The organism is Streptomyces rapamycinicus NRRL 5491 (assembly GCF_024298965.1).
GTDB lineage: Bacteria > Actinomycetota > Actinomycetes > Streptomycetales > Streptomycetaceae > Streptomyces > Streptomyces rapamycinicus.
The window spans coordinates 11,205,956-11,230,215 of sequence record NZ_CP085193.1 but is presented as its reverse complement, the minus strand read 5'-3'; the positions used below and the strand labels follow the sequence as shown (position 1 = coordinate 11,230,215).

The 24,260-nt window shown below is 71.1% G+C and carries 28 protein-coding genes and 1 pseudogene; 14 read left to right on the top strand and 15 right to left on the bottom strand.

The annotated features are described in order from the left end of the window. Positions 1 to 22: 22 nt before the first annotated feature. Both LIV37_RS46380 and LIV37_RS46375 read right to left on the bottom strand, forming a co-directional pair. Entirely contained in the window at positions 23 to 778 is a 756-nt protein-coding gene (locus tag LIV37_RS46380; RefSeq protein WP_121826570.1) for a chitinase, read from the bottom strand. A gap of 589 nt (positions 779 to 1,367) precedes the next feature. After that, positions 1,368 to 1,994 carry an alpha-ketoglutarate-dependent dioxygenase AlkB gene (locus LIV37_RS46375; RefSeq protein WP_020874006.1) on the bottom strand — a complete coding sequence of 209 codons (627 nt, stop codon included), beginning with the start codon at positions 1,992 to 1,994 and terminating at the stop codon, positions 1,368 to 1,370. 195 nt (positions 1,995 to 2,189) lie between these two features. Here LIV37_RS46375 and LIV37_RS46370 point away from each other — a divergent pair, with 195 nt between their 5' ends. Continuing rightward, positions 2,190 to 2,840, top strand: a complete 651-nt coding sequence (locus LIV37_RS46370) for a L,D-transpeptidase family protein (protein ID WP_121826571.1) — start codon at positions 2,190 to 2,192, stop codon at positions 2,838 to 2,840. A gap of 80 nt (positions 2,841 to 2,920) precedes the next feature. Here LIV37_RS46370 and LIV37_RS46365 read toward each other — a convergent pair whose 3' ends face one another. Together LIV37_RS46365 and LIV37_RS46360 are read right to left on the bottom strand one after the other, a co-directional pair. Beyond that, the gene (locus LIV37_RS46365) at positions 2,921 to 3,856 is read right to left on the bottom strand and encodes a fumarylacetoacetate hydrolase family protein (RefSeq protein ID WP_020874004.1); all 936 of its coding nucleotides are present in this window, start codon (positions 3,854 to 3,856) and stop codon (positions 2,921 to 2,923) included. Beyond that, positions 3,828 to 4,826 carry an MFS transporter gene (locus LIV37_RS46360; protein WP_020874003.1) on the bottom strand — a complete coding sequence of 333 codons (999 nt, stop codon included), beginning with the start codon at positions 4,824 to 4,826 and terminating at the stop codon, positions 3,828 to 3,830. The genes LIV37_RS46365 and LIV37_RS46360 overlap by 29 nt, the downstream gene beginning before the upstream one ends. A gap of 269 nt (positions 4,827 to 5,095) precedes the next feature. Here LIV37_RS46360 and LIV37_RS46355 point away from each other — a divergent pair, with 269 nt between their 5' ends. Next, the gene (locus LIV37_RS46355) at positions 5,096 to 6,445 is read left to right on the top strand and encodes an enolase C-terminal domain-like protein (protein WP_020874002.1); all 1,350 of its coding nucleotides are present in this window, start codon (positions 5,096 to 5,098) and stop codon (positions 6,443 to 6,445) included. Between the two features lie 17 nt (positions 6,446 to 6,462). Continuing rightward, complete coding sequence (locus LIV37_RS46350) at positions 6,463 to 7,212, top strand: FadR/GntR family transcriptional regulator (protein ID WP_020874001.1); 750 nt, start codon at positions 6,463 to 6,465, stop codon at positions 7,210 to 7,212. 26 nt (positions 7,213 to 7,238) lie between these two features. On the opposite strand, the gene LIV37_RS46345 is transcribed toward LIV37_RS46350, so the two are convergent. The 3 genes from LIV37_RS46345 to LIV37_RS46335 all read right to left on the bottom strand — a co-directional run bounded on the left by LIV37_RS46345 (position 7,239) and on the right by LIV37_RS46335 (position 10,101). Continuing rightward, positions 7,239 to 8,321, bottom strand: a complete 1,083-nt coding sequence (locus LIV37_RS46345; protein WP_020874000.1) for a polyprenyl synthetase family protein — start codon at positions 8,319 to 8,321, stop codon at positions 7,239 to 7,241. Then, positions 8,318 to 9,364 (bottom strand): tetratricopeptide repeat protein, encoded by a 1,047-nt coding sequence (locus LIV37_RS46340; RefSeq protein ID WP_020873999.1) that lies wholly within the window; start codon positions 9,362 to 9,364, stop codon positions 8,318 to 8,320. Before LIV37_RS46340 ends, LIV37_RS46345 begins: the two co-directional genes overlap by 4 nt. A gap of 209 nt (positions 9,365 to 9,573) precedes the next feature. Next, the gene (locus tag LIV37_RS46335; RefSeq protein ID WP_020873998.1) at positions 9,574 to 10,101 is read right to left on the bottom strand and encodes a DUF4186 domain-containing protein; all 528 of its coding nucleotides are present in this window, start codon (positions 10,099 to 10,101) and stop codon (positions 9,574 to 9,576) included. A gap of 124 nt (positions 10,102 to 10,225) precedes the next feature. Here LIV37_RS46335 and LIV37_RS46330 point away from each other — a divergent pair, with 124 nt between their 5' ends. Then, positions 10,226 to 10,969: a class I SAM-dependent methyltransferase gene (locus LIV37_RS46330; protein WP_020873997.1), complete on the top strand. Its 744-nt coding sequence runs from the start codon at positions 10,226 to 10,228 to the stop codon at positions 10,967 to 10,969. An 18-nt stretch (positions 10,970 to 10,987) separates the two neighbouring features. Here the strand turns inward: LIV37_RS46330 and LIV37_RS46325 are convergent, their stop codons facing one another. Together LIV37_RS46325 and LIV37_RS46320 are read right to left on the bottom strand one after the other, a co-directional pair. Next, positions 10,988 to 11,638 (bottom strand): hypothetical protein, encoded by a 651-nt coding sequence (locus LIV37_RS46325; protein ID WP_148717925.1) that lies wholly within the window; start codon positions 11,636 to 11,638, stop codon positions 10,988 to 10,990. Continuing rightward, a complete protein-coding gene (locus LIV37_RS46320; protein WP_020873995.1) occupies positions 11,638 to 12,198 on the bottom strand; it encodes a GNAT family N-acetyltransferase in 561 nt (186 codons plus the stop codon). The genes LIV37_RS46325 and LIV37_RS46320 overlap by 1 nt, the downstream gene beginning before the upstream one ends. A 108-nt stretch (positions 12,199 to 12,306) precedes the next feature. On the opposite strand from LIV37_RS46320, the gene LIV37_RS46315 reads away from it, so the two are divergent. The 4 genes from LIV37_RS46315 to LIV37_RS46300 all read left to right on the top strand — a co-directional run bounded on the left by LIV37_RS46315 (position 12,307) and on the right by LIV37_RS46300 (position 15,100). After that, positions 12,307 to 12,870, top strand: coding sequence for a TetR/AcrR family transcriptional regulator (locus LIV37_RS46315; RefSeq protein ID WP_020873994.1), 564 nt, complete (start codon positions 12,307 to 12,309; stop codon positions 12,868 to 12,870). 40 nt (positions 12,871 to 12,910) lie between these two features. Further along, the gene (locus tag LIV37_RS46310; RefSeq protein ID WP_020873993.1) at positions 12,911 to 13,297 is read left to right on the top strand and encodes a tautomerase family protein; all 387 of its coding nucleotides are present in this window, start codon (positions 12,911 to 12,913) and stop codon (positions 13,295 to 13,297) included. Positions 13,298 to 13,463: 166 nt separating this feature from the next. Next, entirely contained in the window at positions 13,464 to 13,931 is a 468-nt protein-coding gene (locus LIV37_RS46305; protein ID WP_020873992.1) for a DUF2269 family protein, read from the top strand. Positions 13,932 to 14,044: 113 nt separating this feature from the next. Continuing rightward, a complete protein-coding gene (locus LIV37_RS46300) occupies positions 14,045 to 15,100 on the top strand; it encodes a lipoate-protein ligase LplAB (protein WP_020873991.1) in 1,056 nt (351 codons plus the stop codon). A 55-nt stretch (positions 15,101 to 15,155) separates the two neighbouring features. Here the strand turns inward: LIV37_RS46300 and LIV37_RS46295 are convergent, their stop codons facing one another. From LIV37_RS46295 to LIV37_RS46285, 3 genes are all read right to left on the bottom strand, one after another. Next, positions 15,156 to 16,022: a helix-turn-helix domain-containing protein gene (locus LIV37_RS46295; RefSeq protein WP_121826572.1), complete on the bottom strand. Its 867-nt coding sequence runs from the start codon at positions 16,020 to 16,022 to the stop codon at positions 15,156 to 15,158. Between the two features lie 95 nt (positions 16,023 to 16,117). Beyond that, on the bottom strand, positions 16,118 to 17,209 hold the full coding sequence (locus LIV37_RS46290) for an SMP-30/gluconolactonase/LRE family protein (RefSeq protein ID WP_243146531.1): 1,092 nt from the start codon (positions 17,207 to 17,209) through the stop codon (positions 16,118 to 16,120). Positions 17,210 to 17,318: 109 nt separating this feature from the next. Next, positions 17,319 to 17,957, bottom strand: coding sequence for a TetR/AcrR family transcriptional regulator (locus LIV37_RS46285; protein ID WP_020873987.1), 639 nt, complete (start codon positions 17,955 to 17,957; stop codon positions 17,319 to 17,321). Positions 17,958 to 18,076: 119 nt separating this feature from the next. Here LIV37_RS46285 and LIV37_RS46280 point away from each other — a divergent pair, with 119 nt between their 5' ends. Further along, the gene (locus LIV37_RS46280) at positions 18,077 to 18,913 is read left to right on the top strand and encodes an SDR family NAD(P)-dependent oxidoreductase (protein WP_020873986.1); all 837 of its coding nucleotides are present in this window, start codon (positions 18,077 to 18,079) and stop codon (positions 18,911 to 18,913) included. 33 nt (positions 18,914 to 18,946) lie between these two features. On the opposite strand, the gene LIV37_RS46275 is transcribed toward LIV37_RS46280, so the two are convergent. After that, positions 18,947 to 19,243 (bottom strand): hypothetical protein, encoded by a 297-nt coding sequence (locus LIV37_RS46275; protein WP_020873985.1) that lies wholly within the window; start codon positions 19,241 to 19,243, stop codon positions 18,947 to 18,949. Positions 19,244 to 19,262: 19 nt separating this feature from the next. Further along, positions 19,263 to 19,409: a hypothetical protein gene (locus LIV37_RS46270; RefSeq protein WP_243146532.1), complete on the bottom strand. Its 147-nt coding sequence runs from the start codon at positions 19,407 to 19,409 to the stop codon at positions 19,263 to 19,265. A 152-nt stretch (positions 19,410 to 19,561) separates the two neighbouring features. Here LIV37_RS46270 and LIV37_RS46265 point away from each other — a divergent pair, with 152 nt between their 5' ends. The 4 genes from LIV37_RS46265 (at position 19,562) to LIV37_RS46250 (ending at position 22,743) form a co-directional block, all read left to right on the top strand. Continuing rightward, the gene (locus LIV37_RS46265; protein WP_020873983.1) at positions 19,562 to 20,191 is read left to right on the top strand and encodes a TetR/AcrR family transcriptional regulator; all 630 of its coding nucleotides are present in this window, start codon (positions 19,562 to 19,564) and stop codon (positions 20,189 to 20,191) included. A gap of 117 nt (positions 20,192 to 20,308) precedes the next feature. Next, on the top strand, positions 20,309 to 20,980 hold the full coding sequence (locus LIV37_RS46260; RefSeq protein WP_020873982.1) for an enoyl-CoA hydratase-related protein: 672 nt from the start codon (positions 20,309 to 20,311) through the stop codon (positions 20,978 to 20,980). Positions 20,981 to 21,103: 123 nt separating this feature from the next. Further along, on the top strand, positions 21,104 to 21,559 hold the full coding sequence (locus LIV37_RS46255; RefSeq protein WP_020873981.1) for a PaaI family thioesterase: 456 nt from the start codon (positions 21,104 to 21,106) through the stop codon (positions 21,557 to 21,559). Positions 21,560 to 21,648: 89 nt separating this feature from the next. Continuing rightward, positions 21,649 to 22,743, top strand: coding sequence for a CapA family protein (locus LIV37_RS46250; RefSeq protein WP_020873980.1), 1,095 nt, complete (start codon positions 21,649 to 21,651; stop codon positions 22,741 to 22,743). A 124-nt stretch (positions 22,744 to 22,867) separates the two neighbouring features. Here LIV37_RS46250 and LIV37_RS46245 read toward each other — a convergent pair whose 3' ends face one another. After that, on the bottom strand, positions 22,868 to 23,305 hold the full coding sequence (locus LIV37_RS46245) for a TIGR03618 family F420-dependent PPOX class oxidoreductase (protein WP_020873979.1): 438 nt from the start codon (positions 23,303 to 23,305) through the stop codon (positions 22,868 to 22,870). Positions 23,306 to 23,520: 215 nt separating this feature from the next. Between LIV37_RS46245 and LIV37_RS46240 the strand changes: the two are divergent. Further along, a pseudogene (locus tag LIV37_RS46240) lies at positions 23,521 to 24,249 on the top strand (sensor histidine kinase); the annotation flags it as partial. Positions 24,250 to 24,260: the final 11 nt, after the last annotated feature.

The window sequence follows — 24,260 nt, the reverse complement described above, 5'->3', positions numbered from 1 at the left end:
GACTCCTCCGTGGGAACGTCGCTCAGCAGGTCAGATTGGCGCCCGGCGCGACGCCGAGGAGGCTGGTGAACTTCTTGTAGAGGTTGACCCGGTCCTGCATCTGCGCCGGGTTGGCCCCGTTGCACTCCTTCGCGCCATTGATGGCACGTATGGTCTGCCCGAATCCGGCGCCGGTGGTCATGGCCTTGTGTGCGGGCATGGAGCCGGGCCCGGACTGGGTGGTCCAGTACCAGAGCGCGGTCTTCCAGGAGATGGCGGCGTCCGTCCGCACCAGGCCCGGCTTGTTGAGCAGATTGACGCCCAGCGCGTCGCCCGCCGCCTTGTAGTTGAAGTTCCAGCTGAGCTGGATCGGCCCGCGTCCGAAGTACGCGGCCTTCCCCGCCGGACATCCGTAGGGGCGCGTCGTGTCGCAGTACTTCGGGTAGTTGGAGGTGTCCTGCTCCACGATGTGGCGGAGGCCACCGGTCTCATGGCCGACGTTGGCCAGAAAGGCCGCCGCCTCCTGCTTCTTGACCGTATCCGTACCGGTCTTGGCGAAGGCGGGGAACCGGTTCATCGCGCTGACCAGCGCGTCATACGTGTAAAACGCGTTCTTGTTCGGGAACATCCGCTGGTACTGGGCCCGGCTCACCACGAAGCCGGCGGCCTGCGCCTGGGCCGACGACGAGTCCCGCGCCGCGCCGGAGGCCGCGTCAGCGGCCGAAGGAGGAAGCGCGAGCGCCGATATTCCGGCCGCCGCCGTCGCGGCCGTGGCCACGAGGGCACGTCTTATGGGCATGTCTCATCTCTCTTTCGTGGCGGAACATTGGATGCCACCGCGCCGATGACGCACGGGAACGTGCGCTTCGGGCGGTCATCGGGCGTGGTGACGCACGGGCGACGCGCCGCCGCCCTTGGGGCGGGAGGCCCGTGGGAAGGTGCCGCGTGATGGCGCGGCGGGAAAGGTGCTACGGAAAACTGGTGAATCCACTAGAGGTCATGCGCCGTGGCCCTGCCACGGTGGACCGTGACTCGGTCCGCTCAGGCCCTTCGCGGCCGCGACCTGAGGGGGCACACGGAAGAATGGATTGTCACGACCATGACAACCTTCCACATCGGACACGGGCTCTGCGGCCCGGTCCGTCCATAATCGACCCAGCGACGGCGTGGCCACGGCAGCGGCCCACACCCCTGAGACGGGACGTCCATTCACGGGGAACTCTCCGAGGTCCGGCCCCGGATGACGACATCCACCCGAGGCACTCTCAAGAGCTGACGGGCCCCATGACACCGCCCCCGAACATATATGTCAATGGTCCGTACCAAAATCCAGCCGCATCAACAGCGCGCCGTGAGACCCCTGATCGCACCGGGGTGGTCGGCGGGTGTCACCCCACGCCGCTGGGACGGAACTGGACGCTGATGCGTGCGCCGGTGGCGCGGGAGGATTTGGGGATGGCGTGTTCCCACGTCCGCTGGCAGGAGCCGCCCATCACCAGCAGATCGCCGTGGCCGAGCGGCCGCCGCATGGCCTTGCCGCCGCCACGCGGGCGCAGCAGCAGGTCCCGGGGCGTGCCCAGGGACAGGATGGCCACCACGGTGTCCTCGGTCCTGCCGCGGCCGATGCGGTCGCCGTGCCAGGCCACGCTGTCCCGGCCGTCGCGGTAGTAGCACAGCCCGGCCGTGGTGAAGGGCTCCCCCAGCTCGGTGGCGTAGTACGTGGAGAGCGCCTCCCGGGCCTCGGCCAGGACGGGGTGCGGCAGCGGGTCCCCGGCGCCGTAGTGGGCGAGCAGCCGTGGCACGTCCACCACCTGCTCGTACATATGGCGCCGCTCGGCCTTCCACGGAACCTCGGCGACGAGCCGCGCGAACAGGTCGTCCGCTCCCCGCAGCCACCCGGGCAGCAGATCGATCCAGGCCCCGGACCCGAGTTCGGCCCGTTGTGTCCCACGCAGCGAGCCGAGACCGATGTCATCGGTCTGGTCGAAGAGCGAGCCCTGGAGATACGCACCCATATGTGCAGCGTACCCGCGTAATCGAGCAAGCGTTCTACTGGCGGGTCCGGGCGGATGCACCCATGGCCGCTTGGGTGACAACACCGCAGGTCAGCGACGCTTCGGCGCCGAACAGCGGCAGCGGCGGCATCATTCGAGCCGTCGCGCGACACTTGGCCTGACGCGTCGCTCTCCATCCAGGCCGGGGGCCGGTCCATGACCATGCGCACACCACATGGCACATCGCGTGGCACACCACGGCGCACACCGTGTCCGGCGCCCTCGCGGCCACCGGGGCTCGGGCCCATGACCTGGGCCGAGGTGCCGCGCCGGTCCCGGCAGGTGCTGGTGGTGACCGGCCACGACCGGAATTCACCGGTGTCCACGGCGGTCCTGTACGAGCGCGCCGGGGACGGGTGGCGGGCCGGGGCGGCCCGGGCGGCGCACAACGCGCTCCACGGCTGGACCGACGACCACCGGGAAGGCGATCTGCGCTCCCCCATCGGCGTCCACACCCTCACGGACGCCGGCGGACGGCTCGCCGACCCCGGAACGCGGCTGCCCTACGACCGGTCGGCCCGCTTCACCACGAGCGGTACGGGCTTCGAAGGCGAGCCCCTGTCCGGCTCGTTCGACTACGTGATCGCCATCGACTACAACCGCCGGCCCGGCACCTCCCCCCTGGACCGGACCCGCCCGCTCGGCCCGGACCGGGGCGGCGGCATCTGGCTGCACGTCGACCACGGCGGCCCCACCCGCGGCTGTGTCAGCCTCGCGGAGGGTGCCATGAAGGAACTGCTCCGGGCGCTGGACCCCGGCCGTGAGCCCGTCGTCGTCATGGGCGACGCGGCTTCACTGGAGCGCTGAGGGCCGTGCCATCCGCGGGGCCACCTCCTGGGCCACTTCCCGGATCCCCTCCCGGATCCCCTCCCGGGTCACTTCCCGGCTCACTCCGGGAAGCGGCCGCGGTGGGCACGGCGGGTCAGCGGCTCGGCGATGGCCTCCACCAGCCAGTCCAGTTCGGACTGATGGGCCCGTACCGGGTTGCGCAGGACGCCCACCCCCTCGATGGAGATCTCCACCACGTCCCCGGCGCGCAGGGTGAAATCGAGCGCGGGCACGATGCCGGTGCCGGTGGACAGCACGGCGCCGTCGGGGAAGGGCTGGGAGCGCCACAGGTGGTCCACCAGCCCCTGCGGGGTGCGGTGGAACGCCCTGGTGGAGGTGGCCCCCTGGTACGCCGCCTCGCCGTCGCGCCACACCGCCATGGTGATGTCCAGCGCGTCGGGCGCGCCGATCTCCCAGGCGGGCACGATGGCCGAGGACACGGCGGCGCTTCCGGCGTAGATCTTGGCCTGCGGGAGGTAGAGCGGGTTCTCGCCCTCGATGGACCGTGAACTCACGTCGTCGGCGACCAGATAGCCGACGGTCTCGCCGTGCCGGTTGAGGACCAGCGCCAGTTCGGGCTCGGGGACGTTCAGCTCGGAGTCGTCCCGTACGGCGATCGGCTCGCCATCGGTCACCACTCGCCACGGCGGGGACTTGAAGAACAGCTCCGGGCGCTCGGCGTCGTAGACCCGCTCGTACACCGACTGCTCGGTGCTCTCCTCCACCCTGGCCGCGCGCGAGCGTTCATACGTCACCCCCGCCGCCCACAGCTCCATCAGCCCGTCCAGCGGCGGCAGCGGCAGGACGTCCCGCTCATGGGCGGCGGCCGGGCCGGTGGCGGTGTTCTCCACCAGGGCCCGCAGCTCCGCCGTGGGCAGCCGCAGCAGCTCGGCGATGAGCGGCACACCGGGGAAGGGCCGGATCCCGCCGGCGTCGTCGGCCACTCCGGTCCGGACCGTCCCCGCCTCATCGGCGAAGCGCACGATGCGTGTCATCTGTCGTCCTCTCCTCTCGTGACGGTGTGGTCGGTGCTCCTACCCAGCGGAGGGTGGTGGCCGTGCACACACCGGCCGCCACGATGGCGGCGATGGCGTAGAGGCCCGTGGCGCCCGAGCCGGTCGCCGACTCCGCGACGCCCATCAGATACGGGCCCAGAAAGCCGCCCAGGTTGCCGAAACCGGAGATCAGCGCGATGGTCCCGGCCATATGGACGCCGGACAGGATGGTCGGCGGCACGGTCCAGAACACCGGCTGCGCGCCCAGGAAACCGAAGGCGGCCACGCACAGGGCGGCGATGGCGGGGACCGGGGGCAGCAGCACCCCGCCGAGCAGACCGACGACGGTCAGCACCAGGGCGAGCCGCAGCGGCCCGCGCCGGTCGCCGCTGCGGTCCGACATCCACGGCAGGATCAGCACACCCAGCAGCGCGCACACCCACGGCAGCGCCGAGACGAAGCCGATGCCCACATCGCCCAGCCCGTCGATCCGGCCGACCAGGGCGGGGAGCCAGAACGTCACGCCGTAGACGCCGATCTGGATGGCGAAGTACACGAACATCAGCCGCAGCACCCGGCCGTCGCGGAGCGTTTCGCGGGCCCGGCGCGGCGGTCTGACGCTCTCGCCGGGTCGGTCGGCCTCGATGCGCCGGGCGAGCAGGTCCTTCTCCTCGGCGGTCAGCCAGCGGGCCGGTTCGGGGCGGTCGGTGAGCAGCCACGGTACGGCCAGCGCCAGGACCACGGTCGGGGCGCCCTCCAGGAGGAACATCCACTGCCAGCCCTCCAGGCCGGCGATGCCGTGCAGCCCGATGAGGCTGCCGCCGAGGGGGTTGCCGATGATGCTGGCGACCGCCACGGCGGCCTGGAACATCCCGGTGGGGTTGGACACCAGCGCCATCGCACAGGACAGCAGCCCCCAGACGAACATCAGCGCGGCCGACCACCGGCGGGCCCCGAAGCGGTGCAGCACCAGGCTGGAGGGTACGCCCAGCAGGGCGTAGCCGATGAAGAAGACACCTGCGCCGAGCCCGAACCGGGTTCACCGGGCCTCCCTGCGGACCACGCTGTCTCGCGGAAACATCTGACCCGTGGAACGTAGGTGTCATCTGCAGACTTTGACAAGACCTCAACAACCACGAGCTTTCTGCCAGATGACCCTTGGCGACTACGGCAGACATCTGACATGTTGGTCGGCGTTGCTCGCTTTCCCTCGCCCTTTTGCCCACAGGAGCGCGTGCCATGACCCTTCGTGTCGTCGACGTCGAGACCATCGATGTCCGCTTCCCGACCTCCCAGCACCTCGACGGCTCCGACGCCATGAACGAGGCGCCGGACTACTCGGCGGCGTACGTGGTGCTCAAGACCGCCGATGACGCCCCCTCCGGCCAGGGCGCGCCGGAGTCCGCGCCCGGCGCCGAACCCCTGGAGGGCCATGGCTTCACCTTCACCATCGGCCGTGGCAACGACCTGGCGGTGCGGGCGGCGCGCGCCATCGGGGAGCGGGCCATCGGCCTGTCCGTGGCGGAGATCACCGGCGATCTGGGCGCCTTCTCACGCCACTTGCTGGGCGACAGCCAACTGCGCTGGCTCGGCCCGGACAAGGGCGCCATCCACCTGGGCAGCGCCGCCGTCATCAACGCGGCCTGGGACCTCGCCGCCCGGCGGGCGGGCAAACCCGTGTGGAAGCTCCTCGCCGACCTCTCGCCCCAGCAGGTGGTCGACCTGGTGGACTGGCGCTACCTCAAGGACGCGCTCACCCCCGATGCCGCCCTGAAGATGCTCGAATCCCGTGCCGGGGGCCGCGCCGAGCGCGAGACGTACGTCCGCGAGCACGGATATCCCGCGTACACCACCAGCGCGGGCTGGCTCGGATACGACGACGCCAAGCTGGCCCGGCTCTGCCAGGAGGCCGTCGACCAGGGCTGGGACTCGGTGAAGCTGAAGGTGGGCGCCGATCTGGAGGACGACATCCGGCGCTGCCGTATCGCCCGCGGTGTCATCGGACCCGACCGCCGGCTGATGATCGACGCCAATCAGACCCTGGGCGTGGCGGAGGCGGTCTCCTGGGCCGAGGCGCTCCGGGAGTTCGACGTCTGGTGGTTCGAGGAGCCCACCAGCCCCGACGACATCCTCGGACACGCGGCCATCGCCCGGCGGATCGGCCCGACCCGGGTGGCCACCGGCGAACACGCCCACAACGCGGTGATGTTCAAGCAGTTCCTCGCGGCCGACGCGATCGGCGTCTGCCAGATCGACGCCTGCCGCCTGGCCGGTGTGAACGAGGCGGTGGCCGTTCTGCTGCTGGCCGCGGCGTACGACGTGCCGGTGTGTCCGCACGCCGGCGGGGTCGGCCTGTGCGAGCTGGTCCAGCATTTGTCGATCTTCGACTACGTGGCCGTCAGCGGCTCCATGGACGACCGTGTCATCGAGTACGTCGACCATCTCCACGAACACTTCCACGACCCGGTCCGCATCCGTGGCTCGCGCTATCTCGTCCCCGAGGCACCCGGCTTCAGCGCCCGCATCCGGCGGGAGACCCTGGAGGCGTACCGCTACCCCGACGGACCGGTCTGGAGCCACCGCGGCTGAGTGGCATCCTGGTCGCCATGTCCACCAATCCAGACCGCTCCGGCCCCGGCGGCGACGGTGTCCCCGCCGCCGGGAGCAGTGTCGTCGACATAGCCATCGGCCGGTTGCGCAATCGCATCGAGAGCGGTGAGTTCACGCCGGGCCACCGTCTGCCGCCGGAGGCGGTGCTGGCGAGCGAGCTCGAACTCTCCCGCCCGTCGCTGCGGGAGGCGGTCCGCGCCCTGGCGATGGCCGGGGTCCTGGACGTACGCCGCGGGGACGGCACCTTCGTCACCGATCTGCGCCCCGACCGGCTGCTGCGCGCCCTCGGCAGCTTCCTGGACCTGGCCCAGGACACCGGTCTGAACGAGATGCTGGAATGCCGCAAGGTCCTGGAGCCGGGCGCCACCGCGCTGGCCGCGACCCGCGTGGACGAGGCCACTCTCGACCGGCTCCAGGAGCGGATCGAGCGGATGCGCGGTCTGCACGACCCGGAGGAGCTGGTCCGCGAGGACATCGCCTTCCACGCCGACATCGTCGCCGCGTCCGGCAACCGCACCCTGGCCTCGCTGGCCGACTCGGTCACCCAGCGCACCGCCCGGGCCCGCATCTGGCGCGCCCTGGTCAAGTCCGATGTGCTGTCCTGGACCCACCAGCAGCACATGGACATCTACACCGCGCTCCGCGCCCATGACAGCCTGGCCGCGTTCACCGCGGCCAGCCGGCATGTGGGCGATGTGGAGCTGTGGGTCCGCGACCGGCTGGACGCGGTGCGCGACCGCCGCTGACCACGCGGCGGCAGGCCCGCCGCGGATCAGATGTCACGCCGTACGAGGAAGCCCAGCAGGGTGCGCAGTTCCGCGCTCGCCCGGGGCGCGAGCGACAGGCTCTCCAGGCACGTCTCCACGGCCGCGATGTGGCGGTCGGCCTCCTCCAGGGCCGCGGAGCGGCCACCGGCCTGCTCGATCAGGGCGGCCGCCCGGCGCGTGGTGACGTCGTCCGGGGTCTCCGAGGACTCCTCCAGCAGCGTGGCCAGCCGCTCGGCGGCCGGGGCGCCGGGGCCGCGGGCGCTCAGCGCGGCGAGCACGGGGAAGGTCTTCTTGCGCTGCCGCAGATCGCGGTGGACGGGTTTACCGGTGACCGCGGGATCGCCCCAGATGCCCAGCAGATCGTCCACCACCTGGAACGCCACGCCCATGTGCCGTCCGGCCCGGTCCAGGGCGGCCACGGTGGGCTCCGGCGCCCCGGCGAGCGCGGCACCCAGGGCGGCGGCGCAGCCGAGCAGCGCGCCGGTCTTGTGCTCGGCCATCGTGCGGTACTCCTCCGGCCCCACCGCCTCGGGTCCCGTCCAGGGGCGCGACTCGAAGAGCAGGTCGTCCGCCTGGCCGCGGACGAGGTCGCCCAGCGCCGCGCTCAGCTGCCGCACCGCGGCCGCGGCTCCGGCGCCGTCCACGCCGGCCAGTGCCTCCACTGCCAGCGCGAACAGGGCGTCACCGGCGAGCACCGCCGGGCCGGTCCCGTACGCCTTCCACACGGTGGGGCGGGTGCGGCGGGTCTGGTCGCCGTCCATGATGTCGTCGTGCAGCAGCGAGAAGGTGTGCACCAGCTCCACCGCCACCGCCCCGGCGACCGCCGCCTCACCGGATGCCCCGGCCGCCTCCGCGCACAGCACGGCCAGGGCCTGCCGCACCCCCTTGCCGCCCGATCCCTCGGCGGGCGTACCGCCCACATCGCACCAGCCGAAGGAGTACGCGGCCATCTCGGCCACCCATGGGTGCAGCCGACCGACCGTGTCGGCCAGCGCGGGGCGCACCAACTCCCGGCAGCGGCCGAGGATCTCGCCCGCGGTGGCGGTGGTCTCGTCCGCTCCGAGGAGCTCGGGGAACGTCGTCGTCACAGTGCCACCTCCAGGGCCTCCGTGAGGCCGAACTCCTCGCGGGCCCGGTCCACCATCCGGCGGGCGTGCCGCAGCCCGATCCGCTCCAGCACACCGGCCAGTTCGGACAGGTCATCGGCGGTTTCGGCACGGTCGCGGCCCAGCCGGGCCAGGGACTTGATGAGCCCGAGCCGGGCGAGACCCTCGCCGCGCGGCTCGCTCATGTCGCGGAACTCGTCCAGCGCCTGCTGGTACATCGCGCGGGCCGCCTCGTAACGGCCCGCGCGGTAGAGCACATTGCCGCGCATCTTGTGGTTGTACGCCAGCGCGCTCACCAGGTTCATCTCGCGGCAGGTCAGCTCGGCCTCGGAGAGCAGCTCCAGCGCGCGCTCCACGTCCCCGTCGCGTACGGAGACGATGTCGGCCATGCCCCGCAGCGCCCATGCGTGTCCGCGCCGGTCCTCGGCCTTCGCGGCTATCTCCGCGGCCTCCTCGAACATCGCGTAGGCCGAGTCGTACGACCCGGTGTTGCGGTGCATCTGGGCGATGCCCTCGAGCGCCCACACGGTGTGGCGTGCCTCGCCGCGCTTCCGTGCCTCGGCGAGGAGTCGCTCGTGCAGCGCGCCCACGGCGTCGTAGTCGCCCTGGATGCGGCCGGTCTCCGCCATCCCGGCCAGTGAGTAGCCACGGACGACGATGTCCCCGCCGCGCTCGCCGAGGTCGGCCGCGAGGCCGAGCAGCCGCCACGCCAGCGCCAGCGCGCCCCGCTGCCGGGCGAGGGTGCCTCCGCTCCACAGCGCCCATGCCATCGCGCCGAGGTCCCCCGCGGCACGGGCCGCACGGTAGCTGGCCTTCCACTCGCGGTCGGCCTCGCCCACCTGCCCCAGCCTCCGGTGCGCCTCGGCGACCGCGAGCCCCGCGCGGGCCGCCTCGCCCGGGGAGCCGCCCCGCTCGGCCGCCCGCAACTGCTCGGTGCCCGCCGCCAACACCTCGACCAGGGACGAGTTCACGGACAGGGTGGTGAGAGAGCCCTGGTACTCAGGGGCGAATGCCTTGCCGTACATGGATGCCTTTCCGTCTGTTTTTCCCAGGAGCGCACACCTCTATACATAGGGTGCATACACGGGGTGTATGCACCCTATGTATACACGGCGTGTATAGGAGCCGGGAAACCGACCCCGTCAGGGCCGCCGATGCTGTGCGTCCGTTGTCGATCTAGACGCGATCGGACCCGGAGAGGTTTACCGTCCGGCTCCGTCGATGGCAAAAAACCTCATGGGCCCGGCCTGGTCCGCGCCCCCGCCACCTCGCGCTCGATCCAACGGCAGATCACATCGACCACATAGGCCCGCTCCGCGCGACTCAGCTCCCGCCCCTTGGGGATCTCGTGCCAACGCTGAAGACAGGTGCGGCAGCAGGTGGCGGTCGCGTGCTGGGCGACGAACACGGGGTGGCCGCGATAGGGCGTCTGCTTGCCGTCCTTGTACGGCTCGGCGGGGGCCAGCCGCTTGGCGATCAGGTCGCAGGCGTGCCACCGCAACGTCGACGGTCCGCGCAGCTCGGCCGTGGCAAGATCGCGACCGCGCAGATGGAACTTCGCGCGGAACGGATGGCGCGCGATGGCCGCCAGCCGCCGGTCGAGCGATCCGGGGCCCGGACCGGACGGGTTGGGCGCCGGAGGGGACGGATCAGGCAGCGGCTCGGCCGGGTCAGGCGCCGGAGGTTCGGCCGAGTGAGGCGCCGGAGGCTCGGACGAGTCAGGCGCCGGAGGCTCGGACGAGTCAGGCGTCGGGTCGGACATCGAAGGCTCCCAAGGCTCCCGGAGACGACAAAGGCCCCTTTCGATCGTATGACGGCTGGTCCACGGCACCATCGGCCGGGGCCGTGCCTTGCGCGCCCGCTGGTCCGAGGGCACTGTGACGGCCATGGTGGACACGCAGTTCTCCGATCGCCGGCTGGCCGCGCTGTACGACCTGTTCTGCCCCTGGGACGAGCGCGGGGACTTCGGGTTCTATCTGCCCCTGGTGATGTCCGCCCGTTCCGTCCTGGACGTGGGATGCGGCACGGGCGCGCTGTTGCGCGGGGCGCGGGAGGACGGGCACGAGGGGCGGCTGTGCGGGCTGGACCCCGCGATGGGGATGCTGGAGGTGGCTCGGGAGTGCCCGGATGTGGAGTGGGTGCTCGGCGACCTGGCGTCGGCGCCGCGGTGGCACCGTGAGTTCGAACTGGTCGTGATGACCGGCCACGCCTTCCAGACGCTGCTCGGAGACGAGGAGTTGCGCGGTGCGCTGGCCGCGATCGCCACGGCGCTGACCGACGATGGCCGCTTCGTCTTCGAGACCCGCAATCCGCTGGTGCGTGAGTGGGAGGACTGGGACGTGCGGTACTCGGGCGAGGTGGTGGACGCCACCGGGGCCGTGGTGCGCTGTGTGTGCGAGGTGGAGAGGCCGGTGCGGGGCGATCTCGTCGCGGCCACGCACACCTACAGCGGCCCGGGCTGGGAGCGGCCCATGCTGAGCCGCAGCACCCTGCGGTTCCTCGGCCAGGACGCGCTCGCGGGGTTCCTGGACGAGGCGGGGCTGGCCGTGGCGGAGCGGTACGGGGACTGGGACCGCGGGCCGCTGACGGACACCAGTCCGGAGATCATCACCGTGGCCCGACGCCACTGACCACGCCGGGCACGGCCGTCAGCCCCAGGTTCTGCCGGTGACCAGGTCGGGGCCGAAGTGGCGGGCGGCGACGGCGGTGATGGCCGAGGCCGGGCCGGTCCGGCGGGCGAGTTTGTAGGTGTGGACCACACAGGTCCGCACCGGGTGCACCTCCCCGCCCGCCTCCGCCGTGTCATCCGTGGCGAGCGGGCGGATCTGCGGGCGGGCGAGGGCGAAGCACACCAGCATGGTGCGGTGGTCCTCGCGGATCAGGAAGTCGGAGACGCCGCGGTGGCGGAAGTCCAGACAGGGAAAGACGACCGCGATGTCCTCCCGGCCGTAGGGAGCCGCCCGGATGGCCGGGAGGACGTGGCGTATCGACTCACCGGTGGCGAGCAGCCTGGCCTCCTCGTGGGAATCGCCCCAGGGCGGCGGGTCGTCGTCCTCCTGCCACAGGGGATGCCGCTCGGTGCGCAGCGACGTCCCCGGGGCGGGCCGGTCATAGCGCGCCCGTCCGCTGACGCTGACCCAGTTGAGGCTCGCGTTGGCACAGAGCCTGCCCGCCAGGAGCCACCACGGCGTACGGACCACGCGCTCCCGGGCCAGGTCCACCACGAGACGGCCGAAGGACTCCGGCGGAAGCGGGTCCGGCCTGGCGGGCGCGACGAAGGCGTCGGTCCAGGTTCCCATCAGGCGGGCCGCCGGGCCGCCCGCCACTCCGGTGCGAGCACCGACCAGATCTCCATGTCATGCCGCTTGCCCCGGTGCAGACGGCCCTCCCGCAGCACACCGTCCTTGGTCATCCCCAGCCGCCGGGCCACGGCGATGCTGGCCTCGTTCGCGGCCGCCGCCCACCACTCCACGCGCTGGATGCCCCGCTCCTCGACGGCCCAGTCGATGATCACGCGCGTGGCGCGGGTCACCAGCCCCTTGCCCACCGCCGACGGCTCCAGCCAGCAACCCGCCTCCGCGGTGCGCTGTTTGACGTCCATCGTGCGGAAGAGGACCCCGCCGACCAGCTTCCCGTCCGTCCAGATGCCGTGGATCCGCCCGGTGTCGGCCGCCGCCTTGTCCGCGTACCCCTGGAGGAAAGCGCGGGCCGACTCCAGGTCGGCGGCGGCGTCCGCCAGCGCGATATGCCGCCCGATGAACTCCCGCCCGCGGTCCATATGGGCGAGGAACTCCTCGGCCTGCCACGGCTCCAGCGGGCGCAGCTCCGCGCCGTCCTCGCCCAGGGATATCGCGTACATCGTCACCTTCCACCGTCCGAACCGGCTCGCGCAGTACGGGCCGATCCTCTCACCGAGGGGCCGTCCGCGCGTTTCCTTTTGTACCTACTAGTATGTAGGGTCGTATCCATGGACACCCGGGAACGACTCATCGCAAGCACCCGTGAGCTGCTCTGGGAGCGCGGCTACGTGGGCACGAGCCCGAAGGCGATCCAGGAGCGCTCCGGAGCCGGCCAGGGCAGCATGTACCACCACTTCCGCGGCAAGCCCGACCTGGCACTCGCCGCGATCAGGCGCAGCGTTGAGGAGCTGAGGGGCAGGGCGGAGGCCGAATTCGGCGGTCCCGGCACCGTGGTCGAGCGGATCACCGCCTATCTGCGGCGGGAGCGGGACGCGCTGAAGGGGTGTCCGGTCGGCCGCCTCACCCAGGACCCCGATGTGATGGCGGATCCGGAGCTGCGCCGACCGGTCGAGGAGACCTTCGGCTGGCTCACCGACCGGCTGGCCGGGCTGCTGGCGGAGGGCCGGGCGAGCGGCGAGCTCGCCACCGGGCTCGATCCGGTGGCCACGGCCACCGCGCTGGTCGCGGTGTTGCAGGGCGGCTATGTGCTGGCCCGCGCCGCCGACTCGGCCGAGGTGTACGCCCGGGCGATGGACGGGGCGCTCGGCCTGCTCACCGCCCATGTCCGCTGAGCCCGCGACCTTCGCCCCTTGCCCGAAAGAGAGCCCCGACATGCCCTTCGTCCGCATTGACGCACTGCGGGCCGACGCCGACCGGCTCGACGCGCTCGGCCGCGCCGTGCACGACGCGCTGGTGGAAACCATCGGCTTCCCGCCCAACGACCGGTTCCAGGTCCTGGCCAGCCATGACGGCACCAGCGGCATGCTGCGCTACGACGACTACCTCGGTGTGCCGCGCGACGACGGCATCGTCTACGTCGCCCTCACGATGCGCTCGGGGCGCACACCGGCACAGAAGCGGGCGCTGTACCGGCGGATCGCCGAACTCGCCGAGGAGTACGCGGGGACCGAGCCGCGGAACGTGTTCATCACCCTGACCGAGAACGAGTCGGCCGACTGGTCGTTCGGACACGGAGTGGCGCAGTACGTCGAGGGATGAGAGGTCGCCCCCGGGCCCGGCATGGCGAGAAGCCGTTGGTTTCTGTCGTTCGAGCCCCTGGGCGATCTTCTCCCGGCTCCCTAGCGTGGGGCGGGCACCACCCGCCCCACGCCAGGAAGGAGACGCCGGTGCCTGTCACGTTCGCAAGGGAGCCGGACGCCACCCGATGACCAAGATCCTTCTCTCCCTGCACGTCCTCGCCGCCATTGTCGCGATCGGCCCCGTCACCGTCGCCGCCAGCATGTTCCCGCCCGCGGCCCGCAGCGCCCACGCTGCCGCCGCCGAGAGCTCGGCGGACCTGGGCACGGTCCGGCTGCTGCACCGCATCTGCCGTGTCTACGCCACGATGGGCCTGGCCGTGCCCGTCTTCGGCTTCGCCACGGCGGCCGTGATGGGCGTCCTCGACAGCGGCTGGCTCACCGCCTCCATCGGCCTGACAGCCGCGGCCGCCGGAGTCCTGGTCGCCTTCGTCCTGCCCCGCCAGGGCGAACTCATCGACAGCCTCGGTGCGAGCAAGGCCCTGGAACGGTCCGACACCGCCCAACTGGCCATGTTCACGGGCGTGTTCAACCTGCTGTGGGCGACGGTGACCATCCTTATGATCGTCCGCCCGGGCTCGACCACCGGAGCCTGACCCCGCCCCATCCCCCGCGCTATGGCCCGAAGCCGGTCACTGCGCGGGATCCGGCCATTGGCGCGGGATAATGATCGGGAGCGCCGGGGCGGAAACAGGAGGCGGTGCGGGACATGCACGGTGAATACAAGGTGCCGGGCGGCAAGCTGGTCGTCGTGGATCTGGAGGTCCACGACGGCGCGCTGCGCGGGGTGCGGGTGGCGGGCGACTTCTTCCTGGAACCGGACGAGGCACTGCACGCCATCGACCGGGCCCTGGAGGGCGCGCCCGCCGACGCCGACGCACAGGCGCTCGCCGCCCGCGTCAGGGCGGGGCTGCCGGCCGACACCGTGATGTTCGGCTTCTCCCCCGAGGCCGTGGGCATCGCGGTGCGGCGGGCGCTGGCCCGTGCCACCGACTGGACGGACTACGACTGGCAGCTGATCCACGACGGGCCGCAGGACCCGGCGCTGCACATGGCCCTGGACGAGGTGCTGACCGACGAGGTCGCCGACGGACGGCGGCCACCCACGCTTCGGGTGTGGGAGTGGGGCCGCCCGGCGGTCATCATCGGCAGCTTCCAGTCACTCCGCAACGAAGTGGATCCTGCGGGCGCGGCTCGCCACGGAGTCACGGTAGTGCGGCGCGTCTCCGGTGGCGGAGCCATGTTCGTGGAGGCCGAGAACACCATCACCTACTCCCTTTCGGTGCCGGCTTCCCTCGTCTCCGGCCTGTCGTTCGCCGATTCCTACGCCTACCTCGACGACTGGGTTCTGACCGCGCTCGCCGACATGGGCATCAAGGCCTGGTACCAGCCCCTCAATGACATCGCCTCCGCGGAAGGCAAGATCGCCGGTGCCGCGCAGAAGCGCCTTGCCAGTGGTGACGGCGCGGTACTGCACCACGTGACGATGGCGTACGACATCGACGCCGACAAGATGCTCGACGTGCTGCGCATCGGCAAGGAGAAGCTGTCCGACAAGGGCACCGAAAGCGCCAGGAAGCGCGTCGACCCGCTACGCCGTCAGACCGGCCTGCCCAGAGCCGAGATCATCGACCGCATGCTGGCCTCCTTCCGCGCCCGCTACGGCCTCGCTCAGGGGCATGTCACCGACGAGGAGATGGCACGCGCCGAAGAACTCGCTCTCGTGAAATACAGCAACGAAGAGTGGACAGCGCGGGTGCCGTAGGAGCACACCCGGCGCGCGACGTGCCCGCTCCTCCCCCGTTGACGACCCGCCCGGCTCAGCCGGACGACAGCGGCAGCGCGGTCCGGATAGCGGCGACTCGCAAGTACTCCAGTTTTTCCTCATCCGAGGTACCCGGCTCTGCCGTATAGGTCACGATCCTCACATCGTGGTCGGGCACCTTCAGTACATCGTTGTCGAGGCTTATCTCCCCTACCAGAGGATGCTGCAGGCGTTTGTGGCCACCCAGGCGCGAGCCGAGCGCCGGGGTACGCCACATGCCCCGGAACTCTTCGCTGTTGCTCATGGCCTCACCGATCAGAACTCTCAATTCCTCGTCATGAGGATACGCTCCGTACGTGATCCGAAGATCTGCGACGAGAGCGGCTTTGAATTCGGTGATGCTCTGCTCCATGGGAAAGAGCGGATGGCCCGTGCCCGGCGGCTCCTTGAACACCGCGCGTACCAGATTTCGTTCTTCCGGCGGCCGAAGGGACGGGTCACCCAGCAAGGCCGCCCACATGGATGTCCATGTCAGCAAGGTCCATGAGGCGGAGAACACTCCCACCGGAATGTTCCCCCAGCGGCTGACGAGCCGTCGCACACCGGGCGGCATCTGATGCGGGACGTTTTTGGGCGTCGGCGGAAGAAGTCCGGCCACCAGGTGCAAGTGGCAGGTTTCATTCGTACTCAGCTGCAGCGCGCGGGCGAGCGAGGCCACGACGTCCCGAGATGGGCGCAGGGCCCGGCCCTGTTCAAGACGCAGCAGGTAGTCCGTGGATATTCCGGCCAGAAGAGCGAGTTCTTCGCGGCGCAAGCCAGCGGTGCGCCGCCGCCGGGTGGCCGGCAGCCCAACGTCTTCAGTCGTGATCCGGGCACGCCATGCACGCAGCGTGTTACCCAGCGAGTTCTCTGGACGACTCATGTTCCCATTGTGACCGACCCCGCGGTCGATAGCGTGGTACTGCCATTCCTGGGATAAATCGGACGACTGATCCGCTGGGCGAACCTGCCGCCGCCTCAGTCGAGGTGTCCGAGGCGGGCCGTCAGGAGATTCGCATCCCCGCCCGTGGTGAGCGCACCGCTGGCGACATAGACCGTATCCCCGTCGGCCGCCACCGATGTGGTGTTCTGCAGGCCATCGCTCTCATCGAGGACGATACGGTCAGCCTTGCCCGGGGTAATGAGGACCACCTTACTCGGGACATTGAGTGCGGCCAGCAGCTGATCGCCGCGACCGGTAAAGGCGAAGTCATCGACGCTGTCGAGTCCGGATGCCTTGATCTGATGTGGACCAGCCGTTCCCTTGCCTGTCAGCGGTATACGAAGGATCGTTCCCCGATCGATATTGGAGACCCATACGGCTCCGTTGTGCACCTTCACGCCGTTGGCGCCGAAGAAGTGAACCGGGGCAAGGTCCTCTCCCCCGGCCCAGAGCTCAGCGGTTCCGCCGTGCGATCCGACCCGCCATATTCGGCCCTGAGTGGAGTCGGTGATGTAGAAGTTCCCCGTACGGCCGTCCCTGGCCAGTCCGTTGAGGAAGCTCGCGGCCGGCAGGGCCGCGACGCGTTCCGGCTTGCCCCCCGGGCGCAGTTCCCATAGACCGGTGAGGTGTTCGTCTCCCGCCGAGTAGAGGAAGTAGACGGTTCCATCTCCAGTTCGTTCGACCCCCGTCACGGCAGCGAACCCGGTGCCGGGGGTGTTCACGCCCCCGTCCGCGGGGAGAGGCATGGTTGCCAATACCTCAACACGCCCGCCAAGCGTGGCGTGAGCCACCTGCCGCGACAGGATGAGGCCGACATCCGCGGACCCGTCCGGCCGCACGATGACGCTCTCCGCCACCTGCCCGGCCGGGCGGTCGAAGTGGGCAACGATCCGCGGGTGCGAGAGGGGCGGTGCGGCCGCTTCGGCTGTCGACGAGACCGCGGTGAGTCCGATCACCGCGCCCGCGGTGGTCACCGCCAGGCGGAAGACAAGGTGTTTCGACATGATCGCCTCCGAGAGATGCGCTTCATAACGGTCAGGCCACCGCGGCAAGCGGGATGAAGACGGAACAACGGATGTTCCCCCGGCCTCCCGGGCAACCACGGACTGGCCTGCGGGAAGAAGCATCAGCCCATCCGCGTGGCCCAACCAGTACCCTGCTCATCTCTGGAACCGCAGGACCATGATGTCCCGCGGGACCGTTCCCCATGTGGCCGCCATGCGATGAGGGCCGAGGTCAGACGGCGTCGCCGGGGGCGGGCAGCGGTGTGCGTTCAGGACGGGCGCGGAGCCCGTCGAGGATGATCGCCAAATAGCGTCGCCACGACGCGGAGGGGCGTTCGCCGGGAAGTGCCATGACGGCGTCGATCATCGCGGCGATCGGCGCGATATCGGCCTCGGTGACACCCTCCCGCAGTGTGCCCTGGGCGCGGGCCCGGGCCACAAGCCCCGCGCAGTGGGTGGTGATCTCCCGTCGTGCCTGGGCGAGGCCCGTGCCCTCGAAGGTGGGGTGGCGCATCAACTCGCGCAGTCCGCGGTTGTGCGCGGCCCGCTCCAGCGCCGCCTCCAGGAAGTCGGCCAGGGCGCCGAAGGCGTCGTCCTCGGCCAGGGCTCTGTGTGCCGCCGCCGCGATCTCGTTGAGCTCTTCCGCGAAGACGGCCTCCGCGAGCGCCTGCTTGTCGGGGAACTTCCGGTAGACCGTGCCGACGCCGAGCCCGGCATGGTGCGCGACGTCGTTGAGCGTGGCCTGAAGTCCGCGGGCGGCGAAGACCTCGCGTCCGGCTTGGAGGATGCGCCGACGGTTGAGTTCGGCGTCCCGTCTCAGTGGCCGCGCCCCTGCTGCCGCAGGGTCCTGGCCTGCCTTTTTCCTGTCCATGGAGACTCTCCCGCCGATACGCCCGCGATGCGGATACATCATATCCGGTTCGTGGTATGGTCCTCGCGTAAGCGGATATGCCATATCCGGATCGACGACGAGGGGGAGGAGAGTCAGGGATGCGGACTGTCGTCATCACCGGAGGAACCGATGGGCTCGGCAAGGGGCTCGCCCTGCACTACCTGCGCCAAGGGGCGCGCGTCCTCGCGGTCGGCAGCACCCCCACGAAGGGAGAGGCGCTGCTGGCGGAAGCGGCGGCCATCTCGGCTGCTGGACGCGCCGTCTTCGTGGAGGCCGACCTGACCTCGGTCACGGCGGCCAAAGAACTCGTCGCCACGGTCGAGAGCGCCTGTTCCTCGGTGGACAAGCTCATCCTGTGCGCTCAGCGGTACCGGCTCTTCGGCTCCCGCACCGTCACCCGCGAGGGGTTCGAGCACAGCTTCGCTCTTGCCTACCTGAGCCGATACGTCCTCAGCCACGGCCTGCGCGATGCCCTGGAGTCCTCGCAGCGGCCGGTCATCATGAATGTCGGCACCCCCGGCGTCCGCCTGGGCCGGATCCACTGGGACGATCTGCAACTCGCGCGGCGCTACAGCGGCACCAGGGCCACATTGCAGTCCTTCCGCGCCAACGACCTGCTCGGCGTGGCCTTCGCCGCCCTCCACGCCGATACGCCGATCCGCTACATCGGCTACAACCCCGGCGTGGTGTCAACCGGCATGCCCCACCACCTCCCGCAGCCTCTGCGTGCCGTCACCAAGGCTTCCTTCGCCCTGCTCGCGGCCTCCGTGCCGAAGGCCGTCGCCCCGATGGCACGCCTGCTGGACGAACCGCCGGACGCCCCCGTCAGCGCCTACCGCGCCACCCGCCAAGTGCCGCTCAAAGGCCATGCGTTCGGCCGAGAAGCGGCACTGCGCCTGCACCACCTCACCCGGGAGCTGGTCGATGCGGTGTGAGCACGCTCGCCCCCGGGCGATCGGCTCCGGGGCTCAGGCGAGGCCCCGTTTCACCCGCTCGGCGTCGATGAGTTCCTCGGTGAGCTCGTCCGGATCCACCGTGAACTCGCCGTCGCGGACAGCGTCGTAGTCCCGCACGCCGAGCGGCAGGCCGAGCTCGGCGAGCCGGTCGGCGAGACGCGAGAACGCGATCCGCCGGTCGGGTTCGTAGCGCACCTGATCGGCGGCGCACGCCTCGGCCAGGATGCTGCCCATCATGCCCCAGTACGAGAACTCGGTGTCCAGCTCGACGAGGGGCCAGGGACGGTCCGTGGGCTCATCGGGGTGCACCCAGTAGCCGATCCAGCCCTTACCGTTCCAGGAACGTCATGCCGAGAAGGGCACTGAAGTCGGTGCGGGCCTCCCACTGCGCCACCAGCATGACGCGCACGTCATCGGGGACGGGGCGGCCGTCCAGACGGTCCCGGGAGAACTGCGCGAGCCGCTCTTCGAACATGATCCTTCTCCACTGATCGGCACAGGGTGTGAGGACCACCCTGACGACGCCCTCGGACAACGGCCGGTGGCCGGGCGTCTTCGCCGACGGCTCTTGCATGTTCTATGTCATGGAGCATAAGTTACCCACACGTAAGGGAGGTGGTGGGTCGCATGGTCCGGCGCAAGAGCGACAGCCGTGAGCGGATGGTGCTGAGCGCCGCGGCGCTGCTGCGTGAGTACGGTGCGAGCGCCACGAGCATCGACCGGGTGCTCGCGCACAGCGGGGCCCCGCGTGGCTCGGTCTACCACCACTTCCCGGGCGGGCGGGCGCAGTTGATCGATGAGGCGGTGGCGCTCGCCGGTGACTTCATCGCCGGGCTGATCGAGACCGGTGTGCGGGCCGATGACCCGGCGGTGGCGGTCGACGCGTTCTTCACGCTGTGGCGCGGACGGCTCGTCGAAAACGACTTCCGGACCGGCTGCCCCGTCGTGGCGGTGGCCGTCGAGACCAACGACGACGCCCCGCAGCTCGCCCGCTCCGCGGCCGCGGCGTTCACCCGCTGGCAGGAGGCGCTGGCCGCCCTGTTCGTCCGGCACGGTCTGCCGGAGGAGCGGGGAAGGCGGCTGGCCGCGTTCATCATCGCCGCGGTGGAGGGCGCCGTCATCATGTGCCGGGCCGAGCGGAGCACCGCCCCGCTGGAGGCCGCCGCCGCCGAGATCCACGACCTTCTGGCCCACGCTCTGCGTACCGCCGGCTCATCGGCGGATCGTGCCCGCGACCGCGACACGCCACCACCGTGAGGCCACGGTGAATCAACCGCCGTCAAGCCGCGGTGAACCACCGCCGTGTTCCGCGGGCCGCCGGATGTGTGGCGCGCGGACCCGTCGGCCGACTCAGCCCTGTGTGAAGGAGCAGCCATGCCCACGCTGGACCGCCAGGACAACGTCTTCGTGCTCGACCTCGGGGACGACGAGAACCGTTTCCACCCCGACTGGCTCGCCGCCGTAAACAGGGCACTGGACGAGGTGGAGAAGGCCGAGGGGGCGCGCGCCCTGGTGACGGCCGCCACCGGCAAGTTCTACTCCAACGGCCTGGACCTGGAGTGGCTGTTGGCACACGCCGACCAGCACCAGGACTATGTCACCTCCGTCCATGGACTCCTGGCCCGGATGCTGTCGCTGCCGCTCGTGACCGTGGCCGCGCTGCAGGGGCACACCTTCGCGGCGGGCGCGATGTTCTCCCTGGCCCATGACATCCGGGTGATGCGCGCCGACCGTGGCTTCTGGTGTCTGCCCGAGGCGGACATCAACATCCCCTTCACCCCGGGCATGTCCGCGCTCATCCAGGGTCGGCTCGGCCCGCGAACCGCCCACGAGGCCATGGTCACCGCTCGTCGTTACGGCGGCCATGACGCGCTGACCGCCGGGATCGTCGACCACGCGGTGGCGGAGGGCTCCGTCCGGTCGACCGCCGTCGAGCTCGCGGCGGCGCAGGCGGGCAAGGCCGGTGACACCCTCGGCACCATCAAGGCCCGGATGTACGCCCCCGTACTGGCCGCCCTGCGTGCGAAGGACAACCCCCTCGGCTGACAAACCCAAACCCCTCGGCTGACACCCCTGTTGGACGACAGCCCTCTTGGACGACAGCCCCACCGGCTCCCGCGCCGTACCCATCCCGAACGGCGCGGGCCACCACGACCGCAAGGAACGCCTGTGACCATCACCGACCCCACCACCCTCTCCGGCCTCGACCTCATCCGATGGGTGCAGTCCGAGGGTCCCACCGACGTACCCACCATCGGCCGGCTGCTCGGTATGCGCTTCGACGAGGTCGACCCCGGACGCGTCGTCGTCTCCCTCGACACCCGCCCCGACTTCGCCAACCCCCTCGGCACCGTGCACGGCGGCATCGCCGCCACCCTGCTCGACTCGGCCATGGGCTGCGCCGTTCACACCACTCTCCCGGCCGGTGTGGGCTACACCACCTTGGAGCTCAAGGTGAACTACATCCGCGCCGCCCGCACCGACGGGCAGACCCTCAGCGCCGAAGGCACCGTCCTCCACGCCGGTCGCCGCACCGCCACCGCCGAGGGCAAGGTGCTGGACGAACAAGGGAAGTTGATCGCCCACGCGACCACCACCTGCATGATCCTCCGCGCGGACGGCTGACCGGCCCGGCGGATACCCCGGCCGACGGCTCCCGGCCTCCCGCGTAGCCTGATCCCGTCGCGGACCGTCCCGAGTGGGAGGAGTGGCATATGAAGCTGATCGCCGTGGGGGACGTGGTGGTCGCCCGGAGGCCGGCCGTGGCCCTCGACGGGGACCTCTCCGCCGGTACCTCGGCGCTGCCGCTGCTGCGGGACGCCGATCTGACGATCGGCAATCTCGAGGTCCCGCTGACCGACACCGGGTACCCGGCCGAGAAGCCGGTCGCCTTCCGTGTGGGCAGCGACATGGCCCCCGAGCTGGCCCGGCTCGGCTTCGACGCCTGTTCGGTGGCCACCAACCACGCACTCGACTACGGCATCGACGGTCTGCGCGGCACCAGGGCGGCTCTGGACGAGGTCGGTGTCGCCCACGCCGGGGCCGGGGAGAACCTCGACGAGGCGTTGCGCGCCGTCAGGGTCTCCGGCCGGGGCCGCGCCGAGGTGGCCTTTCTGAGCCTGTGCTGTGCCCTGCCGCCGGGCTTCAACGCCACCTCGCACCGGCCCGGGATCGCGCCGGTGCGGGTCGAGCAGACTTATGAGTTCGACGGTGTGCTGATCGAGGAGCAGCCCGGGACCGTGCCGTATGTCCGCACCACGGCGCGGGAGGCCGATGTGGTGCGGGCCGAGGAGGCGGTCCGGCGGGCCAAGGAGCTGGCCGCCACGGTGGTGGTGGCGGTGCACTGGGGTGTGCCCTGGTGCTATCTGCCCAGCAACCAGGGGCCGTTGGCCGAGTACCAGAGGCCGCTGGGGCGTCGTCTTGTCGACGCCGGGGCGGATCTGGTGATCGGACACCATCCGCACTGCCTCCATCCGGTCGAGCGGTACGGGGACGGCCTCATCCTCTACTCGACCGGGAACTTCCTGTTCCATCCCTGCGAGGAGGTGGCTCCCGCCGACCGGCGCCCGCCCACCCGCTACAAGGAGCGGATGTTCGACCGGCCGTGGTTCGAGAGCGCGGTGTTCGAGGTGGCCCTGGGGGACGGCCCGCCCCGGCTGCGCCTCCATCCGGTCGAGCTCACCGCCGACGGCGAGCCGGTGATTCCCTCGGCCTCCACGGCGCGGCGGATCCTGCGGCAGGTCGAAGAGGTCTCCCGGGAGCTGGCGCCCGCGACGAGGGTCGGCGGGGACGGCCACGTCCGTTTCTGACGCCGCCGGTGTCACAACCCGGCGATGGTGCGGTGTCACACCGGGTGACGGTGGCTACCGGGCCGCATCAGCCACCGCGTGGTGGCGCCGGGGCCGTCCCGTAGCCCCGGCGCCGCCACGGGGGTCAGTTGCCGTAGACGCGTTCGGGGTGGACGAAGACCGCGGCGCGGCGCTGCTCGGCCATCACACGGTCGTAGGCCGCCCAGTCGTCGTGGCTGCCGCCCGCGGCGGTGAAGATCTCGCGCAGCAGCAGCCGCAGACGCTCCGGGTCGATCCCGGGGAACGGGTCGTCGGGCCCCGCGATCTCGGTGCGGCCCTCGACCGCGGCCCAGTTCCATCCGGCGCGGAAGACCACGGTGGCCCGCGGACGCGCCCGCAGATGGGCGAGTTTGGCGGGGCCGTAGGTGACGAAGGCGACCACCTGGTCACCGGAGGCCGGATGGCCGACGATCCCGGCGTTGACCACGGATGCCTGGACCGAGCCGTCGGCGCGCGTCGTCGACACGACCGCCAAGTGGTGGTCGGCCGCGGCGATGCGGTCCACTTCCTGAAGATCCGTCATCGGGTGCCTTTCTGGGCGGACCGGTTCCTCCACCATGACTCCCCCGGCCCGTACCCGCACCCTGACGCGCCCATGCCGGTGAGTCCCGGGCCGGGGGCACGGGGGTGTAGCGGGCTCCACCCCCGAAGGGGCGGCCCGCTCTCCCGCGTGGGCCCGGCCGGTCTTCTAGCCTCGTCGGTATGGGTAGGCGAATGCGGCACGCGGCGCGGGCCACGGCCCGGCTGGCCCGGCGGGTGGAGGAACTGGTGGAGACTCGGGCGGGTGCCGTCGCCGCACACGGCGCCGAACTACGGCGTATCGAGCGGGAGTTGCACGACGGCGCCCAGGTGCGGCTGGTCTCCCTCTCCCTGCGGATCGGGCTGGCCAAGCGGGCGTACGACCGGGATCCTACGGCGGCGCGCAGGATGCTGGACGACGCGCAGGACCTGGCCGACGAGGCGCTGGCGGAGCTGCGCCATGTGGTGCGCGGCATGCATCCGCCGGTCCTCACCGACCGTGGTCCGGCCGGGGCGGTACGGGCGCTCGCGGCGAGCAGCGGGCTCGATGTCACCGTGCGGGCGGACGGTCTGGAGGACGGGGCGCGGGCACCGGCGGCGGTGGAAGCGGCCGCGTACTTCGTCGTGGCGGAGGCGCTGGCGAACGTGGCCGGGCACAGCGGTTCCGACCGGGCCGAGGTCCGGCTGGCCCGTACCCCGAGCGGGTTGTGTGTCTCGGTGCGTGACGAGGGACGTGGCGGCGCCGAGGCCGCCACCGGCGGGCCCGGCGCGGACGGGCCCGGCGCCGGGGAGACGGGTGGTCCGGGGCGTGGCCCCGGGCATGGCGCCGAACGTGGCCTCGGGCTGCTCGGGATACGCCGCCGTGTCGCCGCGCTCGATGGAACGGTGACGGTGAGCAGCCCGCGCGGCGGGCCGACGGTCATCGCGGTGGAGCTGCCCTGCCGGTGGCGATCGCCGGG

Coding starts and splice junctions, on each gene's coding strand:
- LIV37_RS46285 (WP_020873987.1), bottom strand. CDS start 17,957: ATGGACAGGAAAAAGGCAGGCCAGGACCCTGCGGCAGCAGGGGCGCGG.
- LIV37_RS46335 (WP_020873998.1), bottom strand. CDS start 10,101: ATGTCCGACCCGACGCCTGACTCGTCCGAGCCTCCGGCGCCTGACTCG.
- LIV37_RS46280 (WP_020873986.1), top strand. CDS start 18,077: ATGCGGACTGTCGTCATCACCGGAGGAACCGATGGGCTCGGCAAGGGG.
- LIV37_RS46325 (WP_148717925.1), bottom strand. CDS start 11,638: ATGGGAACCTGGACCGACGCCTTCGTCGCGCCCGCCAGGCCGGACCCG.
- LIV37_RS46370 (WP_121826571.1), top strand. CDS start 2,190: ATGACCATGCGCACACCACATGGCACATCGCGTGGCACACCACGGCGC.
- LIV37_RS46270 (WP_243146532.1), bottom strand. CDS start 19,409: ATGTTCGAAGAGCGGCTCGCGCAGTTCTCCCGGGACCGTCTGGACGGC.
- LIV37_RS46245 (WP_020873979.1), bottom strand. CDS start 23,305: ATGACGGATCTTCAGGAAGTGGACCGCATCGCCGCGGCCGACCACCAC.
- LIV37_RS46250 (WP_020873980.1), top strand. CDS start 21,649: ATGAAGCTGATCGCCGTGGGGGACGTGGTGGTCGCCCGGAGGCCGGCC.
- LIV37_RS46295 (WP_121826572.1), bottom strand. CDS start 16,022: ATGAGTCGTCCAGAGAACTCGCTGGGTAACACGCTGCGTGCATGGCGT.
- LIV37_RS46380 (WP_121826570.1), bottom strand. CDS start 778: ATGCCCATAAGACGTGCCCTCGTGGCCACGGCCGCGACGGCGGCGGCC.
- LIV37_RS46330 (WP_020873997.1), top strand. CDS start 10,226: ATGGTGGACACGCAGTTCTCCGATCGCCGGCTGGCCGCGCTGTACGAC.
- LIV37_RS46265 (WP_020873983.1), top strand. CDS start 19,562: ATGGTCCGGCGCAAGAGCGACAGCCGTGAGCGGATGGTGCTGAGCGCC.
- LIV37_RS46340 (WP_020873999.1), bottom strand. CDS start 9,364: ATGTACGGCAAGGCATTCGCCCCTGAGTACCAGGGCTCTCTCACCACC.
- LIV37_RS46350 (WP_020874001.1), top strand. CDS start 6,463: ATGTCCACCAATCCAGACCGCTCCGGCCCCGGCGGCGACGGTGTCCCC.
- LIV37_RS46305 (WP_020873992.1), top strand. CDS start 13,464: ATGACCAAGATCCTTCTCTCCCTGCACGTCCTCGCCGCCATTGTCGCG.
- LIV37_RS46355 (WP_020874002.1), top strand. CDS start 5,096: ATGACCCTTCGTGTCGTCGACGTCGAGACCATCGATGTCCGCTTCCCG.
- LIV37_RS46365 (WP_020874004.1), bottom strand. CDS start 3,856: ATGACACGCATCGTGCGCTTCGCCGATGAGGCGGGGACGGTCCGGACC.
- LIV37_RS46300 (WP_020873991.1), top strand. CDS start 14,045: ATGCACGGTGAATACAAGGTGCCGGGCGGCAAGCTGGTCGTCGTGGAT.
- LIV37_RS46310 (WP_020873993.1), top strand. CDS start 12,911: ATGCCCTTCGTCCGCATTGACGCACTGCGGGCCGACGCCGACCGGCTC.
- LIV37_RS46320 (WP_020873995.1), bottom strand. CDS start 12,198: ATGTACGCGATATCCCTGGGCGAGGACGGCGCGGAGCTGCGCCCGCTG.
- LIV37_RS46290 (WP_243146531.1), bottom strand. CDS start 17,209: ATGCTTCTTCCCGCAGGCCAGTCCGTGGTTGCCCGGGAGGCCGGGGGA.
- LIV37_RS46315 (WP_020873994.1), top strand. CDS start 12,307: ATGGACACCCGGGAACGACTCATCGCAAGCACCCGTGAGCTGCTCTGG.
- LIV37_RS46375 (WP_020874006.1), bottom strand. CDS start 1,994: ATGGGTGCGTATCTCCAGGGCTCGCTCTTCGACCAGACCGATGACATC.
- LIV37_RS46260 (WP_020873982.1), top strand. CDS start 20,309: ATGCCCACGCTGGACCGCCAGGACAACGTCTTCGTGCTCGACCTCGGG.